Genomic DNA, 18,709 nt, shown 5'->3' on the forward strand with positions numbered 1-18,709 from the left:
AAGTAGAAAATTATGCTGCTTGTTTTAGGGTTTTATATTCAATCGGCGTCATATTATTTAATGCTTCATGAGGTCTTTCCGTGTTATAAATGGTTAGCCATTCTTCGGTTACCTTTCTTGCTTGTTCCAGATTATTAAATAGATATAAATCTAGTACCTCTGTGCGATAGGTGCGATTAAATCGTTCAATATATCCGTTTTGATATGGGCTGCCCGCTTGAATATAATCTATGGATATACCATGTGACTTTGCCCAGTCGATGAATGTTTTTCCGGTAAATTCCGGTCCATTATCTACTCGTATTTTTAGTGGATAGCCATGATATTCGGCCAGTTTATCCAGATAACGGGTAATTCTGCCAGCAGGTAAACTAACCGCAATATCAATGCCTAATGCCTCACGATTAAAGTCATCTATCACATTGAAGGTTCTAAAACGCCGTTGATTGCGACTACTGTCACTCATAAAATCCATTGACCAGCATTCACCTTGTTTATTGGGTACTGATAGCCTTTCTGGATTTCGTGGAGGAATACGTTGTTTACGCTTTACCCTGAGATTAAGCTTTAATTCACAATACACCCGATACACACGTTTATGATTCCATTTATAGCCGAGCTTTCTGATGCGATTAAAACATTTAGGAAAGCCCCAGCGTAAATGCTTATCGGTAATAGCACTTAGTACCGACATAATCACTGAATCATCCGGTAATTTAGGTTGATAATAGTAAGCACAGCGACTTAAGCCAACAATAGCGCAGCTCATGGCAATAGTAATAGAATGACTTTCTTGCAGTTGTACAGCCCAAGCTTTACGTGCTTGAGTAGGCACTATAGCTTTTTTATGATTTCCTCCTGAAGCTGAGATTTTAAACTGAGCTCAGCAAACATCTGCTTAAGCTTAAGGTTTTCAGCCTCTAGCTCCTTTAAACGTTTGATATCGGACGTTTCCATACCACCGTATTTATCACGCCATTTATAAAAAGTTGAATTGCCGATGCCATATTTACGGCAGAGTTCTTTGACGGGGATACCGGCTTCGGCTTCTTTTAAAATGGATACGATTTGATGTTCAGTCATTTTTTTCATGCTTAAATCCCCAATGGGTTAATAAAGAGAATTTTCTACTTTTATGCTGTACTATTTTAGGGGATAGTTACATTAGTACTATACACAATATGAATAAACAGTAGCTTTTCCTGCTATTTTCTGCCATGCTTAGCGCCAAAACAGCAACAAAAGGACAAACATGAATCAATGGCTTTTTCTATCGGTAGCCATACTAGCGGAAATATTCGCAACCAGTATGCTCAAGCTGAGTAATGGCTTTACCCGACTGATGCCCAGTATCTGTTCAATTATTGGTTACACAATCTCATTCTATTGTCTGGCACAAACTCTGAAAACGATGCCGGTAGGCATTGCCTATGCAGTATGGTCTGGTGTAGGCATTGTCTGTGTATCTGTGATAGCCTGGATTAAGTTCGGGCAAAAGCTGGATATGCCAGCCATTATCGGCATTGGCCTAATTCTGGTAGGTGTTATTGTTATTAATCTTTTTTCAAAATCAATGACTCATTAATAAAAAAAACCGTGGTTACCCACGGTTTTTGCTAAAACAGAATAATTTATAAATTATTCTGCTGATGCTGGTTTCGGTTCATGCTGCAAACTTACTGCTCGTGCAGGCACAATCGTAGAAATTGCATGTTTGTATACCATCTGTGTTACTGAGGTGTTACGCAATAACACAACATACTGGTCAAATGACTCAACTTGACCTTGTAGTTTGATTCCGTTAACCAGATAAATGGATACTGGCACATACTCTTTCCGCAGTGCATTCAAGAAAGGATCTTGTAACATTTGTCCTTTGGCGCTCATTTGGATACTCCGTTTTTTTGATTATGTTGTCGCTAAGCTGCACCCGCGTACAGCGATTAGAAAAGCGTAGTCAATGCTATCACATTACTGAGCATTTGTTTTCTTCGAACTGACTTTATTTTTACGCTTTACCTGCTTTTTCGATTTTTTAATTTGCTCACGCTTGGCAATTCGATTACTTAACTTGACCCGACGCAAAGGCTGTGCTGGTTTTCCGTCTTTTTCTTCATAGGGATTTTTATTCACATTATATTGAATACGTAAAGGTGTACCCTGTAAATGAAATGCTTTGCGAAATGTTTGTGTCAGATAACGGGTATAAGCGTCACTGATATGCTGCAAGGCATTACCATGTATGACAATGACTGGCGGATTCATACCCCCCTGATGAGCATAACGCATCTTAGGGCGAATCAGTCCCGCACGAGGAGGCTGCTGCCGCTCCAGCGCACTTTGTAGTACACGGGTGATTTTCGGAGTAGGTAATTTAATCATTGCTGCATCATAAGCTGCCTGAATCGAGCTGAAAAGATCATCAATTCCCTTTTCTTTCAACGCTGAAATAAAATGGAATTTAGCAAAATCCAGAAAATACAGTTTACGCGCAATGTCCCGCTTTACCTCCTGCTTACGTTCATCACTAAGCCCATCCCATTTATTTACTGCCACAACTAAAGCACGCCCTGCTTCTAAAGCAAAGCCAGCAATGGTAGCATCCTGATCGGCTATATCCTGCTGTGCATCCAGTACAAGCACTGCTACATTAGCTGCTTCAATTGCCTGCATTGCCTTAATTACAGAAAATTTCTCTATCGCATCATCAACCTTGCCGCGACGACGCACACCGGCGGTGTCAATAATGGTAAATGGCTTGTCGCCACGCTCAAAATCTATATGAATAGAATCACGGGTAGTGCCGGCCATGTCAAAAGCAATTACCCGCTCTTCGCCCAGAATGGCATTTACAAGGGTTGATTTACCCACATTGGGCCGTCCGATAATAGCAAAAACCGGATGTTGGCTTTCAGTTTCCTCTTCTTCATCAGGAAATGATTCCAGAACTGTTTCGATCAGTTCATACACGCCGTCTCCATGCGCACCAGAGATAACTACCGGTTCGCCAAGGCTTAGCTCATAAAATTCAGCAGCCAGAACCGGGCGGTTGCCACCCTCCCCTTTATTTACAGCCAAATACACTGGACGGGTACTCTGGCGCAGGCGATTAGCAATAATCTGGTCTTGTGGTGTTAAACCAGTACGGCCATCCACCAGAAAAATAACCGCGTCAGCCTCATCAATAGCCTGTAAGGTATGCCGAGCCATTTCATACAGGATTCCGCTGTCCACTACCGGTTCAAAGCCGCCAGTATCCACTACCAGATAAGGTTTACTACCCACGCGGCCATGACCATAATGACGGTCACGGGTCAAACCGGGCAAATCAGCAACTAAGGCATCCTTGGTACGGGTTAAACGGTTAAATAATGTTGATTTGCCTACGTTCGGGCGACCAACCAGAACAATCGTTGGTTTCATATTAAGTCTTTCAGATAATTTTGCCTTGCTGTAAAACAGCAATAGCCTGCCAGTGGCAAGCTCTGCTAGGACAACGATAAACCTGAAATTTCTGCCGGATTAATCTGGCCGAAATTTCAGATTTGATTAAACAGATTAATTCAAACTACTGATTTTCATCTGAAGTATTTCACGTTGTACTGAGTCATTTGATAACAGATTCAAAGCCTGCTGATAGGCAGCAACTGCCTCGGTACTTTTCTTCTGAGCCTGTAAAATATCGCCCTTGGTTTCCAGTAGAACTGGTTTAAACGAGCTAGTCACTTTTACGTCCAGCGCCTGTAAGGCATCATCATATTTACCTTGCTGTAAATACACAGTAGCCAGCCGCTGTGCAACGATTGTTTGCAGCAGATCATCATGCTGTTTGTTTTTAACCCACTGTAAGTGACGGATCGCCTCATCATACTTGCCATCATCAAAAGCTGAACCAGCCATCATTAAAGTAGCCTGAGTCGCTCTAATGGTATCAGGATATTCCTGCTGCAATTGCACTAAGGCTTTTTTACTTTCAGCTATATTATTGGCTCTGGCTTGATTCACAAAGGTATCAAACACTGCCGCTGCTTTTTCATTATTACTACGGATATGACTCTGATAAAGTACGTGACCCAAGTAAGCTAAAGCCACAACAAGCAGAACCGCAAAAATCCACCGACCCCAGCGATGCCAAAAATATTTGAAATTTGCAACTTCCTGTTCATCCTGAATATGTACAACCATTATGCATTCTTCCATTGTTGGATTAATTGTAAAGCTGCACTGGCAGCAACAGTTTGCTGTTCATGAGTACGCAGATTTTTAATAGTCAGCGTATTAGTTAACTGCTCCTCCTGTGCCACGATAACAGCAATTGCAGCCCCGCTGGCATCAGCTTTCTTTAATTGCGCTTTCAAGCTCTGTTCACCACAATGCAGGTAAACATTCAGCCCCTCTGCACGCAGTAAGGCAGTATGCTGCATTGCGGCCAGACTACTACCTTCGCCCTGATGTAAAACATACACATCAGGTGCATTGTTAACAGCCAGCTGCCCAAATTCTTGTACCAGTAATAATAAACGTTCAATACCCAGTGCAAAACCAATAGCAGGTGCAGGTTTACCACCTAACTCCTCAATCAGTCCGTTATAACGCCCACCGCCACACACTGTAGCTTGCGCCCCTAGTTTATCTGTTGTCCACTCAAATACTGTCAGATTATAGTAATCAAGTCCACGTACCAAACGCGGATTCTCTACATACCTGATACCAAGACCATCCAGCAGATTTTTAAGAGCATCATAGTGTGCCAGAGATTCGGTACTCAGATAATCAATCAGGCGAGGTGCACTATTGGCCATTGCCTGCAAATCAGGATTTTTGGTATCAAGTACCCGCAGTGGATTGGTATGCATGCGACGACGGCTGTCTTCATCCAGTATTGACTCATGCTGTTGAAGGTAGGCAATCAACGCCGTACGGTGAGCAGCGCGCTCTTGCTGATTACCCAGCGTATTCAATTCCAGTGTCAGGTAGTCACGGATACCCAGACGTTCCCAGAGATTCGCGCTCATGGCAATCAGTTCGGCATCCACATCCGGCCCATTAAAGCCAAGTGCTTCAATACCTACCTGATGAAACTGGCGATACCGCCCTTTTTGTGGTCGTTCCCGCCGGAACATTGGTCCCATATACCATAATTTCTGCGGGTTATTATAAAGTAAATTATGCTCAACCACCGCACGCAGACAGGATGCCGTACCTTCTGGCCGCAGACTGAGGCTTAATTTATCGTTGGAATCGGCAAAAGTATACATCTCTTTGCCAACTACATCAGTCTCTTCTCCAATGGAGCGTACAAATAAGCCCGTTTGCTCCACAATCGGTGTGCGGATCTGGTTGTAACCAAAACTACGTGTCCATGCTACAACCACATCTTCAAATGCCTGCCAGAGAGCAGAAGTCAGTTTGAAATCTTTCTGCTCTACCGGTAATAAATCATTCATGCCTTTAACGGCCTGGATTTTCTGAGCCATATTAATTAATTTTATTATCCATATGAGACTGTACAGCGATTAAGAGCCATAACAGTATTATTTATTATAAAGCTGTAATCGGAATAACTTTTGCCGTTTTCCGCTTTTTACCCTGCTCACCATAATTGATATGTATATATTCTTCAACGAGTGCCAGAAAATCTTCGGCCATGTGTTCCCCTTTTAGAGTGGTTTTCCGCTCACCATCTACATACACGGGAGCCACCGGAGTTTCACCTGTACCCGGCAGAGAAATACCGATATCAGCAAGTTTGCTTTCACCGGGACCATTAACCACACAGCCCATAACGGCTACATTCAGATTTTCTACACCCGGATATTGTAGTCGCCAAACTGGCATTTTAGTACGCAAATATTGCTGTATATCACGCGCCAGCTCCTGAAATACCGTGCTGGTAGTACGGCCACAGCCCGGGCAGGCCGTTACCATCGGTGTAAAGGAGCGTAATCCCATGGTTTGCAAGATTTCCTGAGCTACAACAACTTCCTGCGTCCGTGCACTACCCGGTTCCGGTGTGAGTGATACTCGGATTGTATCACCAATACCCTGCTGTAATAAAACAGCCAGAGCCGCAGTAGAGGCCACGATACCTTTGCTGCCCATACCGGCCTCAGTTAAGCCAAGATGCAGCGGATACAGACAACGCGCAGCCAGATTACGATATACCTCAATCAAATCCTGCACATTTGATACTTTGCATGACAAAACAATCCGGTTAGCCGCTAAACCTAGCTCTTCAGCCTTGTGTGCAGATTCCAGTGCAGAAACAATTAGCGCTTCCTTCATCACCGCTTCAGCTGGTTGTGGTGCTGATAAAGCCAGATTACTGTCCATCATTCGTTTGGCCAGCGCCTGATCCAGAGAGCCCCAGTTTACACCAATACGGACAGCTTTATTATATTCAGCTGCGGTATGAATCATAAAGGCAAATTTTTCATCACCTTTTACACCTTTTCCCACATTACCAGGATTAATCCGGTATTTGGACAGCGCACGCGCACAATCTGGATAATCTTTTAGCAGACGATCCCCATTAAAATGAAAATCACCCACTAAAGGAACATTACAGCCCATATCATCAAGACGTTGACGAATTTCAGATACTTTTGCAGCAGCCTGAGGTGAATTTACTGTAATCCGTACCAACTCAGAACCTGCATCTGCCAAAGCTTTAACCTGACTGGCAGTCTGTTCAGCCTCAGCAGTATCGGTATTAGTCATCGACTGCACCAATACCGGTGCCTCAGAACCAATTACGACATGATCAATTTTAACTTGATGTGTTTTCCTGCGTACCCCAGCCAAGACCATTTCAATTTCCACCTACAGTTATTGCAGCTGTTCTTTTTTTATTTTGCGGAATTGCAACATCTTTGCCGGCAAACTGGATACTGGCACCCGGAGTATAACCCAGAATAACTTTATACGGCGCAGCACTACTATATTGATGTGTACTTCCAGCATCGACATTCTGGCTGATTAATACCTTGCCACTTTTGTCACTTACCTGTAACCATGTTCTGTTCGCAAGTTTAATGACCAGTGTGTCTTTACCAGTTACAACAGGCCGAGAAGCTTCCATACCAGCACTAATACCATTAGTCTGGCTGGCACTTACTCCCGAAGCAGCAGCTTGCGGGCTGATATGTTCACTAGCCATCATCGGTACAATACGAATATTGCTAGCAGCAATATCTCCGATGGAGGCTGTCTGTGCGGATACATCCTGACTGGCTGTAGCTGCCAGTCTGGCATTTTCTGATGTAGATTTGCTTTGCCATGCATACACCACAGCACCAATTAAAATTACTACCAGCACAACAATCAACCAGCGTGGAAAATGGCGACGTTGAGGGCTATTCTGAAAATCCAGCTCAGCGGATGGTACTTTATGATTTTCCGAAGTTAATGGGCGATTTCCAGAGGGGAAAATCTGTTGTAAATACTGATTTAGCTCCTTTTCATTCAATTCCAGCAAACGGGCATAGGAGCTCAGAAAACCTTTGATAAATACTGCCTCGGGCAAACCTTTATAACTGCCACTCTCCATCGCCTCAATCTGTCTGGCGGGTAATTTCAAGCGTTCTGCAACCTCGCCGACGGACATACCTTTTTCCATTCGTGCCTGTGAAAGTATTGATCCCAGAGTTACTGCGGCATTTGGACTAGATTCGGGATTTTTGGTTTGCTCATTCATCAGAATTTTCCTGTAGAAATCTGCTCTAATTCGGCAGAATAAGGGAAATTATTACGCAACTGAGCCTCATATTCATAGGCAGCCTGCATATGACCCAGTGATCTTTCGATTCTCCACCCCAATAATAAATCATCAGCTGATAATTTGTTTATCTGACTTTGATACTGCTTAAAGAGATAATTTGCTTCTGATACATTGCCAGACTCTAGATCATTACGAGCCATTTCTTTTTTTGCGGTAATAAAATTTCGGTTGGCAGCCAGAGCACGCTCAAAATAACTATTAGCCAGCTGATACTGCCCCATACGACTGCTGCAAATGCCTTTATTAAACTGGGCAATTTCCGGTGTAGGATACGTTGGATCTGCCAAAGCCTTATCAAAATAACCTATCGAGGAGTTAGGTTTTTTCAAGACATCACATACAAACCAGCCATAGTTATTATTTACTTCAGCACTATTCGGAGCTATCGAAAGTGCGCGTTGAAAGCTTTCTTCAGCTTTAGACGGTTCCTTTAAATATTGCCATATCTGCGCCCGTATCAACCAGGCATCAAATGAACTGCTGTTGTTTTTTAATGCTTCATCAATAGCCTCTACAGCCTGTCGGTAGTTTTGAGTTTTCATATACTCAATCGCCAGCTGTGTTTTAATTTGTGAAATTTCACGGGCGCGCTGAGCAGCAGTTGGTTTTTTATTCATACCTTGATTTGCACAAGCAGATAATATCAGTGCAAACAGTAAAGTTAACCCTATTTTTTTCATCAAATCATCCCTGTACAAGTTGCCATTTTTGTTGACGTTGTGTTTTGTCTTTCACTTTCCCGGCCAGTTGACCACATGCAGCATCAATATCATCACCACGAGTTTTTCTAACCGTAACAATAAAACCGGCTTCCTGCAATATTTCACGAAATACACGGATACGATCATTTGTCGAACGTTCGAAACCTGAATTGGTAAATGGATTAAATGGTATCAGATTAAATTTACACGGTACGTCCTTAACCAACTCTACTAATTCGCGGGCATGTTCTGGAGTGTCATTGACATCCTTAAGCATAATATACTCAAAAGTAATAAAATCCCGTGGTGCTTTAGCCAGATAACGCTGACAGGCAGCCATCAGCTGGTTAAGCGGATATTTTTTATTTAATGGAATAAGCTTGTCACGTATCTGATCATTTGATGCATGTAACGAAATTGCCAAAGCTACCGGCATTACTTCTTTTAAACGATCCATTTGTGGAACCATACCTGAAGTGGATACAGTTACACGCCGCCGCGAGAGACCATAGCCATGATCATCTAACATGATACTTAACGCAGTTACCACATTATCAAAATTGGCTAAAGGCTCACCCATTCCCATCATAACCACATTAGAAATGACTCTCTCATCTTTAGGAGTTACACCAAGTGCTTTATTAGCCCACCATAACTGCCCGATAATTTCGGCAGTAGTCAGATTACGATTGAATCCCTGTCTTCCTGTAGAACAGAATAGACATTCCAATGCACAACCTATTTGTGAAGAAATGCATAAAGTTCCGCGTGTATCTTCCGGAATGAAAACAGTCTCCACACCATTACCTGTACCAACATCAAGTAACCATTTACATGTACCATCAACAGATTTCTGTTCAAACAGTAAATCCGGCACTTTTATTTCGGCATTGTCCAGCAATTTGGTCCGCAAAGATTTGGCCAGATCAGTCATGTCAGTAAAATCAGCTACACCGCCAGGATGTATCCAGCGCATAACTTGTCTGGCACGAAAAGGCTTTTCTCCCATCTGGGCAAAGTGGGCAGTTAAACCGGGTAAATCAAAATTTAGCAAATTGGTTTTCATCAAGGTAATACAATAAAATTAGGAAATGGCGGTAACAATTAGTATTCAGTCATGTCATTATGCTGATAATTGAAATTTATTCAACAATTTATACAATTATTTAATTTTTACCAGACAAGTAATGCCATAACTTTTTAAGTGTTTTCTCCGTTTTTCTCTTTTGCACAATGACGTTAAACAGGCGTCGGTAATGATTAGGCGGGCAAGTTAAAACCTCGGTAGCATGCCAGCCATCGGCTGTATTTTTAAATAAAAAACTACTGTTATCACGTATATCAAAACTTTCTACGGTTTCAAAGTCACTAATATCAGGATTGGTTTTCGCCGTTCTTTTACCGCCTAAAGCTAAAATAGAACCACCCCATTCAACTTCCCAATCAGCTGAAGTATTAAAGTAGAAAATGTGTGTACCGATTTTATCAAAACTGTCACAATGTGGTGAAACTTCAGAACCGGTTTCTCCAACATGCCATGCATAGCGAATAACATATTCGTCAAGATTTAAACTACGACGCAAAAACTCTTGATAGGGCTCGAAAGTTTGCACTTCTCGCACAAAATCCTGCCATACTTTTGGCAATTGCTCGATTTTTGCTACACCAGATCCAGACTGATCATTCTTATGATATATAGATTTTTCAAATGCCAGATAATAGCGATTATGTGGTCGCTGTCCGCTTTTTCCACGAGGTCTGTTTACATGTTTTTCAAATAAATCTAAACAGGGGAAATGGTTATATAACTCATTGAATGCTTCAGGTAAAAGTATTTCCTTAAATAAATGATTTGGAAATGGTTTGGTTTTATTAAACCCCTGAGCTGAAAACGATTCCAGAATAGGTAGATTAAAAAATTCTGACATATCATTTCTCCTGTTTGTAGATTAATTATAAATTAGTCCACCTGACAACAGGTGGACTAATATTATAAATTTACCTGCAGTCTTAGCGTGCGCATAACTCATCAGCAGCAAAAAAATATGCAATTTCAATAGCTGCATTTTCAAGACTGTCTGAACCATGTACTGCATTGGCATCAATTGAATCGGCAAAATCGGCGCGTATTGTACCGGCAGCAGCTTCTTTAGGATTGGTGGCACCCATCAATTCACGATTTTTTGCAACTGCACCTTCACCCTCCAGTACCTGAATCATCACAGGACCACTGATCATAAAATTAACCAGATCAGCAAAAAATGGCCGCTCTTTATGTACAGCATAAAAGCCTTCTGCTTCAGCTTTGGAAAGATGCTTCATTTTGGCAGCAATAATTTTCAGGCCATTGCCTTCAAAACGGCTATAAATCTGTCCGATAACATTTTTAGCAACGGCATCAGGTTTAACAATAGATAATGTGCGTTCGATAGTCATATTTTTTCCATTATGTTAAATATATTAACTTTTGCCCACAGATACAAAAAAGTGCTGCAAAACATATTGTGTCATTTTAACAAAATTCAGCTTTATTTAATATCTTTTCCTATCTCCGCAGTTTCTTTATCCAACGTTAGATGTGGCAAAGTTAAATATTCTTCCGAACTCATTTCGGTAAGACGGCTGGCAGTACGGGTAAACTCATTAGCAAAATCACCATCGGTATAAATATCATTTATGCCTACTTCGCTACTAGCACAAAGCTTGATACGATAATCATACAGTACATCAATTAACCATGTAAGGCGACGCGCTTCAGCCATTTGACCGGCACCCATCTTAGGTATATCAGACAGGATTAATACGCGAAACCGTTTTGCCAGTTCTAGATAATCATTCTGTGAGCGCGGTCCGCAACATAGTGCATTAAAGTCAAACCAGATTGTTGTTTCAGAAATAGCTTTATATACCAGCTTCCGTCCCAATATTTCAATTTCTCCCGCAACAAGCTCCTGCTGGCCATTAATCTTATGAAATAATTGCTCAAGTTTCATTTCGGTGGCTGCATCTGCCGGAATATAGAATATATCAGCAGGCTTGAGTGTACGCATGCGATAATCTTCTCCACCATCCACATTCAGAATAGTCAATTCTCTTTCAATTAACGCAATCGTAGGTAAAAAACTGGAGCGATTCTGGCCTTGAGGATAAAGTTCGGCTGGAGCGTAATTAGATGTGGCTATCATAACCACTCCCTGCTCGAATAAACCTTCCAGTAAACGCCCCAGTATCATGGCATCAGCGATATCGCTAACGTGGAATTCATCAAAACACAACACTCTGACTTCACGTGCAATGTCCTGTGCCACTGCATTTAATGGGTTGGCCTGACTACGATGATCTTTCAAGCGTTGTTGTACTTCCGCCATAAACGCATGAAAATGTACTCTACGTTTGCGCCGATAAGGTAAGCAGCCAAAAAATACATCCATTAAAAAACTTTTTCCGCGTCCTACTCCTCCGTACATATACAAACCTTTGGGCGCGCGTGGAGAACGTAAACTTCTCCCTAAAAAGCGGTTACGTTTACGCTTGAACATCATCAACTCAGTCCATAACCTGTCTAATTGTTTGATTGCACGCAACTGGGCTGTATCATGAATAAATCCGGGTTGCTGTTCTGCAGTCTGATACCAGATCAGGGGACTTTGATTATTAAATTCAGGAGCAACAAAGACAGGTGTGGTCATATTATAGAATTTCTTTTGGGAATTAGGGTTATATATAGCAAAAGTTAAAAGACGTAACCTTAGCATAACCACTGGATATTCGACCACCCTAAAATAAAAATACGCCGCAGAAACTGCGGCGTTAACGTCTATCTCAAATAAAAACAGTATTATTTATTCGCAGATGGTAGCGCATTGTCAACGCGTTCACGTAACTCTTTACCAGGTTTGAAGTGTGGTACATATTTTTCTGGTACCGACACTTTTTCACCAGTTTTAGGATTACGACCAATACGAGCTGGACGGTGATTCAGATCAAAGCTGCCAAATCCACGAATTTCGATTCGCTGTCCTTTAGCTAAAGCACGAGTCATAGTATCAACGAGAATTTTGACACTTTGCTCAACATCTTTAACGCTTAACACAGTACTATCATTGTTAGCAGTATATAATTCCGCCAAACGAATCATTAACTCCGACTTCGTCATAACCGCTTATTCGCTTTCACCAGATAATTTTGCTTTTAACAAATCACCCAAGCTGGTAGTACCGGCAGAGGTATTGTTTGCAGATAATGAACGCAGAGCAACACTGTTTTCTTGTGCATCTTTAGCTTTAATAGACAGATTGATATTGCGATTCTTGCGATCTACGGTAGTAATCACAGCTTCAACATCATCGCCTTCTTTCAGGGCATTGCGAATGTCCTCAACACGATCATTTGAAACTTCAGATGCACGCAGATAGCCTTCAACATCATCAGCCAGTGCAATAACGGCACCTTTAGCATCCAGTGATTTCACTTTACCGGTTACAATGCTGCCCTTGTCATTTACGCTGACATAGTTGCTGAACGGATCACCAGCCAACTGTTTCACACCAAGAGAAATACGTTCTTTGTCAACATCGATGGCCAGAACTACGGCTTCAACTTCTTCACCTTTCTTAAACTGACGTACAGCTTCTTCGCCACCATCAGTCCACGACAGGTCAGACAGGTGAACCAAACCATCAATACCGCCAGGCAATCCTACAAACACACCAAAATCAGTAATGGACTTAACCACACCTTTGATTTTGTCGCCTTTTTCATGGTTAGATTCGAATTCCTGCCATGGATTAGCCTGACACTGTTTCATGCCCAGAGAGATGCGACGACGATCCTCATCAATTTCCAGAATCATCACTTCTACTTCATCACCCATCTGAACTACTTTGCTTGGATGAACATTCTTGTTAGTCCAGTCCATTTCAGAAACGTGTACCAGACCTTCAATGCCCTGTTCGATTTCTACAAATGCACCGTAGTCAGTCAGATTGGTAACTTTACCAAACAGACGGGTACCTTGCGGATAACGACGAGCCAGACCATTCCATGGATCTTCGCCCAGCTGTTTCAGACCCAGAGAAACGCGGCTGCGTTCCTGATCAAATTTCAATACTTTAGCTTCTACTTCCTGACCAACTTCCAGTACTTCACTTGGATGTTTAACACGGCGCCATGCCAAATCAGTAATGTGCAGCAAGCCATCAATACCGCCCAAATCAACGAAAGCACCGTAATCGGTAATGTTTTTCACAATACCTTTCACTACTGAACCTTCTTTCAGGTTTTCCAGCAATGCTTTACGTTCTTCGCCCAGAGTTTCTTCCAGTACTGCACGGCGTGAAACCACAACATTATTACGACGTTTGTCCAGTTTAATTACCTTGAATTCAATTTCCTTGCCTTCAAAGTGAGAAGTATCTTTAACCGGACGTACATCTACCAGCGAACCAGGCAGGAATGCACGGATGCTGTTAATCATTACGGTCAGGCCGCCTTTAACTTTACCATTGATCACGCCAGACAGAATTTCACCATTTTCCATGGCTTCTTCCAGCTTGATCCAGTCAGCCGCACGTTTGGCCTTTTCACGTGACAGTTTGGTTTCACCAAAACCATTTTCCACAGATTCAATAGTTACAGTGACAAAATCGCCAACTTTAACTTCAATCTCGCCCGCTGCATTTTTGAATTCGCTCACATCAATCAGAGATTCTGATTTCAGACCGGCATTCACAGTGACGAAATTATTGTCTATGGCAACAACTTCTGCGGTGATGACTTCGCCGGGATTCATCTCTTGCAAGGTGAAACTTTCTTCCAGCAACTGGGCAAAATTTTCCATAGTCATATATTTATGTTCTCAAACAAGTATCGTCAGGGGATACGGAAGTTAGTTAATCAAAACCGGCACACCCTGACTGTGCCAGCACTACTACGTACTACCACTGATGCAGATCATCACCACACCAGCAAAAAACTTGTAAAACAATTATTTAATACAAGGTTCATACATAACAAATGTGCAAACACATTGAACCCACGTACTTAAAAGTCCAGAATTGTAACCCATTTTTAGATTTTTCGATACCAATCAAGTACTTTTTCTACACTTTCTTGAATACTAAGTGAAGAAGTATCGAGAATCTTTGCATCATTAGCCGGTTTGAGAGGGGCAACAATACGGGAGCGATCGGCCTGGTCCCGTTTTTCAATATCAGCAAGTATCTTTTGATAATCAGACCCATCCGGCGCCATTCCTAACTGTAAGGCGCGCCGTTGTGCCCGTATTTGTGCACTGGCAGTAAGGAAGATCTTAAGCTCTGCCTGCGGAAAAACTACAGAAGCCATATCTCGTCCGTCAGCCACCAATCCTCTGGAAGTTAAGAAATCCCGCTGACGTTGTAATAATGCAGCACGCACTGCTGGTAAAGCAGCAATAGCCGATGCACCCATACCAATATTTTCAGTACGAATTGCTGTCGTTACATCTACGTTATTCAATAAAATGGAATCGGCCCTGAAAACCACTGGCAATCTATACGCAAGTGCAGCAATTTCATGTTCATTTTTCCAACCAATATTCTGTTGACAGGCATACAATGCTGTTAATCGATAAAGTGCACCGGAATCCAGATAATCTCTGGCTAAAATAGCTGCAACCTGTGCCGCCACAGTTCCTTTGCCAGAGGCACTGGGACCATCAATAGCAATTACTTTCAACCGCGGCTCGAATTGCGTTGCCACCATATCCATACCTTTTTCATAAATGTTTTCTTACACATTGTACTAAATTTCATCTCCCAAAAATAACAGCTTGAATCCACTATTTTTTTCAAAAAACAACAGTCCTAACTATCAACAGACATTTTTTCAGTAAAAAATTAACAAGCCATCAGGTCTCATTTAACACCTGATGGCTAAATTCCCATTTTTACTAGATACTATAAATTATATTAACCCAATCTATTTTAATGTTTTCTTCATCTGGTTAATTGTCCGCCATTGCAACATAACTGATACCGTAAACAAAGCAAACATAAATGGACATTCATATAACTCTTCCAGCATATCATCATATGCAGGATTGTACAGAATAAAATGAGAAATCCAGCGACCACGCTCTACTGCATCGGCTAATAAAAAGCCCGCAGCAGCCAGCAGGAAATTCCACACAGGAAAAGATTGATGATAGTAATATTTAATTCCGGCACGCAAACGTGACCACAGCAACATTAATATCAACCCAAGAATCAGCACTGCTGCAATACCATGATACACAGCATGCGAATAACCAGAAAAAACCTGCCTGCCCCAGTTTTGATCACGGCCCAGCAATACTAACCACCATAATGATGCCCATAGCCAAAAGGCTCTTTCTTTCCCGTTTAATCCAGTGCACGAAGTTGATAGCAGAGTAAACAAAAAACAAAATAGTAAAAAAACAGTTTGCCCTTGTTCTATAAATGATACCCAATCCGGATTAATATGCAAATTCTGTACCAAAGGTATAAACAATATCATTAATAACCATACTGTACTGAGTTTAGACCAGTGCCAGTCAAGTTTCATTTTCATACTCATTACATTAAAATATTAATATACTTAATATTATACCTAGCATTACCAACAATTACCTGATTTATATATCAGCTTTACTGACACATTTTCCACTTTATTCTTGCCCAAATCCATGTATATATCCATATCCTGTAACTCAATTAGCTGCTAAACTTCCAGCCAGACTCTCCAAAATTACCAAATATCAGCATGAACACTCTGCATTTAAAAGCCTGCACCTGCCATCCAACCAGCATAAATCTGCCTGGTTCCAAAAGCATCAGTAATCGCATCCTACTTCTGGCTGCTCTGGCAGAAAACATTTGTGAAGTCCATAATTTACTTGATTCAGATGATACTCGATACATGCTGGAGGCGTTAAAAACGCTTGGTATAAAAATTGAACAATTGCCAGCTGATAGTAAAAATTCTGGTTTACATATCAAGGTATACGGATGTAAAGGTAAATTTCCACAGCAACAAGCAGATTTATTTCTTGGTAATGCCGGCACTGCATTCAGACCTCTGGCAGCCGTACTGGCGATCTTGGGAGGTAAATATTATTTACACGGCGTGGCACGTATGCATGAGCGCCCCATTGGTGATCTTGTTGATGCACTGCAAATAGCTGGTGCAACAATTGAGTATAAAGAACAGAACGGTTTCCCACCTTTACAAATTCATCATGCGCGACAAAAACCAGATTATCATATTAACGTTAAAGGTAACGTATCCAGCCAGTTTTTAACTTCCTTACTGATGGCTCTACCATTAACCGGAAAACATTGCACTATTAATGTAATCGGCGAATTAATATCCAAACCTTACATTGCTATTACTTTAAAACTACTGGAACAATTTGGTATCCAGATTAATCACAAAGATTTTCAAACATTTCAGCTTGCAGCCGGACAACATTACCATGCTCCAGCACAAATTCATGTAGAAGGTGATGCGTCCAGTGCTTCATACTTCCTTGCCGCAGGATTAATATCCGGTAAACGTGTTCGTGTTAATGGCATTGACGCAAATAGCATTCAGGGTGATATTGCCTTTGTGTACGAACTGGAAAAAATTGGTGCACAAGTATTTTGGGGGGAACAGTTTATTGAAATATCACGCTCTTCAACTCAGGACATACTGCCCTTTGATATTGATGCCAATAATATTCCAGATGCGGCCATGACTCTAGCTATTGTGGCTCTGGCCTGCAAAAGTACTTGCCGTATTCGTAATATTGCCAGCTGGCGCGTTAAAGAAACTGATCGCATCAGTGCCATGACTGCCGAATTACGCAAACTCGGTGCTCAGGTTATTGCCACAGAAGACAGTATCAGCATTACCCCTCCAGCCAAATTGCAGGCCGACATTCATATCAATACTTATGATGATCATAGAATGGCCATGTGCTTCTCACTTGTCAGCCTGCTTGGTACCTCTGTCTATATAGATGATCCACAATGCGTCAATAAAACCTTTCCTGAATATTTCAAGGTTTTTGCCAGCATATGCACACCTGTTTAAAATCAGAATTTTACTCAGTCTGTTTTCTATTTACTCTGGCCTAAAGCCATTATTGATATAATTTATTTTTTTATTTAGCCATGTTACAAACAGACCAACTCTCTGGTGCACAGCCACAACGCGTCATCAGCCCTCAAACCGCTTCCACTCAAGAAGAACAACTGGAACGTGCTTTGCGTCCTCGGGCGCTAACAGATTATATTGGCCAGCATAAGGCCAAGGAACAGCTTTCTATCTTTATTGAGGCAGCAAAAATACGGCGTGAAGCTCTGGATCATACACTATTATTCGGACCGCCCGGTCTGGGTAAAACGACACTGGCTCATATTATTGCTCATGAGCTTGGTGTAAATCTGCGCCAGACATCTGGGCCTGTACTGGAACGAGCTGGAGATCTGGCAGCACTCCTTACTAATCTCGAGCCCCATGATGTACTTTTCATAGATGAAATTCATCGCCTCAACCCAGTAGTAGAAGAAATACTATACCCAGCGCTGGAGGATTACCAACTAGATATTATGATTGGCGAAGGTCCGGCAGCACGCTCGGTTAAAATTGATCTGCCACCTTTTACTCTGGTAGGTGCTACCACACGTGCAGGGATGCTAACCAATCCTTTACGAGACCGCTTTGGCATAGTTTCGCGTCTGGAGTTCTACAACAATGCCGACTTAACCACCATTGTAGCCCGCTCTGCTCAACTCCTGCATCTACAAATTGATAACACTGGTGCTGCTGAAGTTGCCAGACGCAGCCGGGGTACACCACGCATTGCTAATCGCCTACTACGGCGCGTGCGCGATTATGCCGAAGTAAAACACCAAGGCCAGATAAATGCCGAAATAGCAGATGCAGCATTAAAAATGCTTGATATCGACCAATCTGGGCTAGATGTCATGGACTGCAAATATCTGGAAGCAATTTTATATAAATTTTCCGGCGGACCTGTTGGTCTGGATAATATTGCAGCGGCGATTGGTGAATCAACCGATACTATAGAAGATGTTATTGAACCTTATTTAATTCAGCAGGGTTTTTTGCAGCGTACACCACGAGGACGAATGGCTACAGAACTGAGTTACAGCCATTTTGGTTTACCTGCGCCCAGCAATAAAGCTTAATCAATCCGCTACAAATAAGACTACTTCTT

19 protein-coding genes are annotated in these 18,709 nt (G+C 41.9%); 3 read left to right on the forward strand and 16 right to left on the reverse strand.

Going from position 1 to position 18,709, the window contains the following annotated elements; all coding sequences use genetic code 11:
* Positions 1 to 10 precede the first annotated feature (10 nt).
* A protein-coding gene (locus tag BHC51_RS11810; protein ID WP_373885695.1) for an IS3 family transposase occupies positions 11 to 1,092 on the reverse strand; the annotation gives its coding sequence in 2 pieces (ribosomal slippage) (positions 11 to 849 and positions 849 to 1,092; 1,083 coding nt in all).
* 160 nt (positions 1,093 to 1,252) lie between these two features.
* Between BHC51_RS11810 and BHC51_RS11815 the strand changes: the two genes are divergently transcribed.
* On the forward strand, positions 1,253 to 1,585 hold the full coding sequence (locus BHC51_RS11815; RefSeq protein ID WP_100100001.1) for a DMT family transporter: 333 nt from the start codon (positions 1,253 to 1,255) through the stop codon (positions 1,583 to 1,585).
* A gap of 53 nt (positions 1,586 to 1,638) precedes the next feature.
* Here the strand turns inward: BHC51_RS11815 and hfq are convergent, their stop codons facing one another.
* From hfq to BHC51_RS11890, 15 genes are all read right to left on the reverse strand, one after another.
* Entirely contained in the window at positions 1,639 to 1,887 is a 249-nt protein-coding gene (hfq, locus tag BHC51_RS11820; RefSeq protein WP_025330801.1) for an RNA chaperone Hfq, read from the reverse strand.
* A gap of 84 nt (positions 1,888 to 1,971) precedes the next feature.
* Positions 1,972 to 3,423 (reverse strand): ribosome biogenesis GTPase Der, encoded by a 1,452-nt coding sequence (gene der, locus BHC51_RS11825; protein ID WP_100100000.1) that lies wholly within the window; start codon positions 3,421 to 3,423, stop codon positions 1,972 to 1,974.
* A 135-nt stretch (positions 3,424 to 3,558) separates the two neighbouring features.
* On the reverse strand, positions 3,559 to 4,185 hold the full coding sequence (locus BHC51_RS11830) for a YfgM family protein (RefSeq protein WP_100154125.1): 627 nt from the start codon (positions 4,183 to 4,185) through the stop codon (positions 3,559 to 3,561).
* Positions 4,185 to 5,477 (reverse strand): histidine--tRNA ligase, encoded by a 1,293-nt coding sequence (hisS, locus tag BHC51_RS11835; RefSeq protein WP_100154126.1) that lies wholly within the window; start codon positions 5,475 to 5,477, stop codon positions 4,185 to 4,187. The genes BHC51_RS11830 and hisS overlap by 1 nt, the downstream gene beginning before the upstream one ends.
* A 64-nt stretch (positions 5,478 to 5,541) precedes the next feature.
* Positions 5,542 to 6,810 (reverse strand): flavodoxin-dependent (E)-4-hydroxy-3-methylbut-2-enyl-diphosphate synthase, encoded by a 1,269-nt coding sequence (ispG, locus tag BHC51_RS11840; RefSeq protein ID WP_100099997.1) that lies wholly within the window; start codon positions 6,808 to 6,810, stop codon positions 5,542 to 5,544.
* Position 6,811: 1 nt separating this feature from the next.
* Entirely contained in the window at positions 6,812 to 7,696 is an 885-nt protein-coding gene (locus BHC51_RS11845; RefSeq protein WP_100154127.1) for a helix-turn-helix domain-containing protein, read from the reverse strand.
* On the reverse strand, positions 7,696 to 8,460 hold the full coding sequence (gene pilW / locus BHC51_RS11850; RefSeq protein WP_100099995.1) for a type IV pilus biogenesis/stability protein PilW: 765 nt from the start codon (positions 8,458 to 8,460) through the stop codon (positions 7,696 to 7,698). The genes BHC51_RS11845 and pilW overlap by 1 nt, the downstream gene beginning before the upstream one ends.
* 4 nt (positions 8,461 to 8,464) lie before the next feature.
* Positions 8,465 to 9,547, reverse strand: coding sequence for a 23S rRNA (adenine(2503)-C(2))-methyltransferase RlmN (gene rlmN / locus BHC51_RS11855; RefSeq protein ID WP_100099994.1), 1,083 nt, complete (start codon positions 9,545 to 9,547; stop codon positions 8,465 to 8,467).
* Between the two features lie 100 nt (positions 9,548 to 9,647).
* Positions 9,648 to 10,409 carry a 2OG-Fe(II) oxygenase gene (locus BHC51_RS11860; protein WP_180296506.1) on the reverse strand — a complete coding sequence of 254 codons (762 nt, stop codon included), beginning with the start codon at positions 10,407 to 10,409 and terminating at the stop codon, positions 9,648 to 9,650.
* A gap of 82 nt (positions 10,410 to 10,491) precedes the next feature.
* Positions 10,492 to 10,917 carry a nucleoside-diphosphate kinase gene (gene ndk / locus BHC51_RS11865; RefSeq protein WP_100154128.1) on the reverse strand — a complete coding sequence of 142 codons (426 nt, stop codon included), beginning with the start codon at positions 10,915 to 10,917 and terminating at the stop codon, positions 10,492 to 10,494.
* Positions 10,918 to 11,009: 92 nt separating this feature from the next.
* Entirely contained in the window at positions 11,010 to 12,170 is a 1,161-nt protein-coding gene (gene zapE, locus BHC51_RS11870) for a cell division protein ZapE (protein WP_100154129.1), read from the reverse strand.
* A gap of 149 nt (positions 12,171 to 12,319) precedes the next feature.
* Positions 12,320 to 12,637, reverse strand: coding sequence for an integration host factor subunit beta (locus BHC51_RS11875; protein WP_100099991.1), 318 nt, complete (start codon positions 12,635 to 12,637; stop codon positions 12,320 to 12,322).
* Between the two features lie 6 nt (positions 12,638 to 12,643).
* On the reverse strand, positions 12,644 to 14,326 hold the full coding sequence (gene rpsA / locus BHC51_RS11880; RefSeq protein ID WP_100099990.1) for a 30S ribosomal protein S1: 1,683 nt from the start codon (positions 14,324 to 14,326) through the stop codon (positions 12,644 to 12,646).
* Between the two features lie 224 nt (positions 14,327 to 14,550).
* Complete coding sequence (cmk, locus tag BHC51_RS11885; protein WP_100154162.1) at positions 14,551 to 15,225, reverse strand: (d)CMP kinase; 675 nt, start codon at positions 15,223 to 15,225, stop codon at positions 14,551 to 14,553.
* A 216-nt stretch (positions 15,226 to 15,441) separates the two neighbouring features.
* A complete protein-coding gene (locus tag BHC51_RS11890) occupies positions 15,442 to 16,053 on the reverse strand; it encodes a nitric oxide reductase (protein ID WP_143558135.1) in 612 nt (203 codons plus the stop codon).
* Between the two features lie 192 nt (positions 16,054 to 16,245).
* Between BHC51_RS11890 and aroA the strand changes: the two genes are divergently transcribed.
* Together aroA and ruvB are read left to right on the forward strand one after the other, a co-directional pair.
* Positions 16,246 to 17,559 (forward strand): 3-phosphoshikimate 1-carboxyvinyltransferase, encoded by a 1,314-nt coding sequence (gene aroA, locus BHC51_RS11895; protein ID WP_100154131.1) that lies wholly within the window; start codon positions 16,246 to 16,248, stop codon positions 17,557 to 17,559.
* A gap of 80 nt (positions 17,560 to 17,639) precedes the next feature.
* On the forward strand, positions 17,640 to 18,680 hold the full coding sequence (gene ruvB, locus BHC51_RS11900; protein WP_100099986.1) for a Holliday junction branch migration DNA helicase RuvB: 1,041 nt from the start codon (positions 17,640 to 17,642) through the stop codon (positions 18,678 to 18,680).
* Positions 18,681 to 18,709: the final 29 nt, after the last annotated feature.

This window comes from Snodgrassella alvi (assembly GCF_002777745.1).
GTDB classification, from domain to species: Bacteria; Pseudomonadota; Gammaproteobacteria; order Burkholderiales; family Neisseriaceae; genus Snodgrassella; species Snodgrassella alvi_D.